We start from the raw sequence: 1,865 nt of genomic DNA on the forward strand, positions 1-1,865 counted from the left end.
AGATCTGGCGCGTCGCGTCGGCGGAGCGTTCGGCCAGCCGCTGCACTTCCTCGGCCACCACCGAGAAGCCGCGTCCCGCTTCACCGGCCGACGCGGCCTGGATGGCGGCGTTCAGGGCCAGCACGTTCGTCTGTTCGGTAATGTCGGAAATCAGCTCCGTGATTTCGCCGATCTCCTGCGACGATTCGCCGAGGCGCTTGATCCGCTTGGAGGTCTCCTGGATCTGGTCGCGGATGGCGTTCATGCCGCCGATGGCGTCCTGCACCGCCTGCAGGCCGGATTCGGCGGCCTGCAGCGAGGCCCGGGCCACCTGGGCCGACTCCTGCGCCTGGCTGGACACCTGGTTGATGCGCTGCGCCATGTCGAGCACCGACTGGCCGGTCTCGCGGATCTCGCGCAGCTGCTCGGTGGAGGCCGCCAGCAGCTCGGTCGAGGTGTTTTCCACCGCCGACGTGGTCTGCGCCACGCGGGTGGCCGTGGCCTGCACGTTGCCCACCAGCGACCGCAGTTCTTCCACGGTGTAGTTCACCGAGTCGGCGATGGCGCCCGTGATGTCCTCCGTCACGGTCGCTTCCTGCGTCAGGTCGCCCTCGGCCACCGTCTGCAGTTCGTTCATCAGGCGAAGAATGGCCGCCTGGTTGGCGTCGTTGACGCGCTTGGCTTCCTGCTCCTGCGCCTCGGCGGACAGCCGCTGGCCTTCGGCCATCATCTGGCGCTGGCGGCTGTCCTGCAGCTGCACGTAGGCCAGGCCGCCCGCGCACAGCAGCGCGAACACCGTGGACAGGGCCAGGGCCAGCAGCTGGCCGCCACCCAGGCCCGAGCGGCCGGAGAGGTCCTGCTGCAGCTTCTCCAGGCCCACGCGCAGCGGTTCGCTGTCGGCCACGATGGCGGCCTGCGCCTCGCGCGCGGCCACCAGGCCCTGCAGGTTGCCCAGGATGGCGCCGGCTTCGACGCGGGTCTCCTCGTAGCGCTGCAGCAGGGCCTGCAGGCGCTCGCGCACCTGCGGGTCGCGGGCGGCGCCCAGGCGCAGCTCGTCGCTGCCCTTGAGCAGGCCGTCAGCCACTTCCTTGAAGGTGATCAGGTCCTTGCCGAGCAGGAACACGGCCTCGGGGCTCACGCCCTCCATGGTGAGGAACTCGTTGGCGCTCTTGCCGATGCGCTGGGTGAGCATCACGAGCTGGCCCACGGCGGAGAGCTCGGCCGGCGAGGCTTCCTGCTGCAGCTTGAGCGAAGACACCGTCTCGGCCGTCTCGAGCAGGTCGGACGACTGCCGGTTGATCGTGCGCAAGGCGTTGCCCACCTGGGTCAGGATGTTCTGCTGCGCCAGCACTGCCGCCGCATTGCGCTCGGCCTGATCCACCTTGGGCAGGATCGCATCGAGATCCTCCGAGTACTCGGCGCCCAGAGCGTCGAGCGACATCTCGCTGTCGCCGCCCTTGAGGCCGCGCAGCGCGCGGGCCATCACGGTCGAACTGTCGCGCACTTCGGGGAATGCCGCCGGGCTGCCGATCAGCGCCTGCGAAACGCTCTTGGCCAGGCGCTGCGACTGCATCAGGGCCTGACCGCTGGCCGCCACCTGTTGACCCACCTTCTCGGTCTGGGTCAGTGCATAGAGGGTCACGCCGCCCAGCACCACCAGGCCAAGCGCCAGCAGAATGGCCAGCGTGCGTTGGTGCTGTTCGGCGGGTTTGCTGCCCAGCAGCGGCAGGCTCACCTGGCCGCTGAGATCGGTGCTGTCCTCGTCCACCATCGCATTGCCGACGAGCCCTTCCGATGCAAGCGTCGGCGCCAGACGGGCTGCCGCGAGCTCGGCGACCTCCTGGTCGGTGGCATTGGAAAGGTCGGGTTCGTCGCCGGCTTTTTTC

At 69.2% G+C, this 1,865-nt stretch carries 1 protein-coding gene; it reads right to left on the reverse strand.

The annotated features are described in order from the left end of the window. Positions 1–1,865: methyl-accepting chemotaxis protein (locus VGF12_RS15020; RefSeq protein ID WP_414710101.1), on the reverse strand; the 1,865-nt coding region annotated here is incomplete at both ends.

The sequence above is a fragment of the Roseateles sp. genome (assembly GCF_036404855.1).
GTDB lineage: Bacteria > Pseudomonadota > Gammaproteobacteria > Burkholderiales > Burkholderiaceae_C > Pelomonas.